The organism is Streptomyces sp. 13-12-16 (assembly GCF_002114215.1).
Classification (GTDB): Bacteria; Actinomycetota; Actinomycetes; order Streptomycetales; family Streptomycetaceae; genus Streptomyces.
On the sequence record NZ_NCTE01000628.1, the window covers coordinates 1 to 1322 of the forward strand.

The following is a 1322-nucleotide window of genomic DNA, read 5'->3' on the forward strand; positions in this document are numbered from 1 at the left end:
AGGCGGGCCGCCCGGGACGACGACCCCGCCCCCGCCGCCTCGGTGCCCGGCCCGGCCACCGCCGCCGATGTGCAGCGGTGACGCGGCCGGGGCGGCCCTAACGGGTGCGCGACCACCAGTCGAAGCGGAGGCAGAGCCTTCCGCCGAGCCAGTACTCCACCCACTGGCCCAGGTCCAGCGGCGAGCAGTTCTCCGGCGGCGGCGGTGTCCCGGGCGTGGTCGGTGCGGGAGTGGGCAGCGGGGTCTCCGGCGTGGTGTCCGGCTCCTCCTCGTGGGTGCGGCCGAAGAGGACGGACTTGTAGACGCGGGACGAGTCCGGATTGTCGTCGCACTGCCACACCCCGTGCGGGCAGTAGTCGGTGAGCGTGTTGTAGAGCGGCTTGTGCTTGTCGATCCACGCGAGCATGCGCCGCATGTACTCGGGATTGTCGCCGTTGCGGAAGAGCCCCCATTCGGGATAGGAGATCGGTTTTCCGTGGGCCTTCGCGAAATCCACATGTGCCTGGAGTCCGTACGACTCCTCCACCTGTTCGTCGAAGGAGTGCCCGGCCGGCTGGTCGTAGGAATCCATGCCGATGATGTCGACCGTTTCGTCCCCGGGGTAGCACTGGGTCCAGGGAACGGCGTCCCGGCCGCGGCTCGGCGTGAAGTCGAACCGGAATTCCTGTCCCGGTACCGCGCGCATGGTCCTGACGATCCGGTTCCAGTACTTCTTCCAGGATTCCGGGTCGGGGCCGCAGCGGTGGGTGTAGGTGACGCCGTTCATCTCCCAGCCGAGCACCAGGACCGTGTCCGGCACCTTCAGCTCGACCAGCCGCTCGGCGAGGGCACGGAAGTGGTGGTCGAACTCCCCGGCGGCGCCCCGCCGCAGCAGCTGCCGGACCTCGTGGTCGGAGACGCCCTCCTCGTTGCGCTCCTGCAGGGGGACGTTGAGGACGAGCATCCGGTCGTCCTCGGCGTTGCGCCAGTGCGCCCACGACTCGAGGAAGCCGACGTCCCCCTCGATGTCGCTCCAGTGGTTGCCGGGCAGGTAGGTGTGGCCGACGCGCAGCTCGGCACCGCCCAGCCAGCGGCTGAACTGTTCCATGCGGGCCACGCCGCGGGCGTCGGAGGCGAGGAAGGCACCGAAGGCCGGGACGTCACGCAGCGGCACCGGCAGCACCGGCGCGGGGACCGACGGGGTGTCGACGGCGGGGGCCTCCGGGATCGCGGGGACGGTGGGAAAGGGCACGGGCTCGTCCGGGGCCGGCGCCGCCGGACGGGAGTCGTCGGTCGGCGCCGGCTCCGTCGTGGGCCCGGCCGCCAGGGCGGCGGCCACGACG

General features: G+C 71.6%; 1 protein-coding gene. It reads right to left on the reverse strand.

Features of this window, described 5'->3' with window-relative positions:
• Nucleotides 1-97 precede the first annotated feature (97 nt).
• Entirely contained in the window at nt 98-1318 is a 1221-nt protein-coding gene (locus B7767_RS24555) for a glycoside hydrolase family 26 protein (protein ID WP_085574107.1), read from the reverse strand.
• Nucleotides 1319-1322 lie beyond the last annotated feature (4 nt).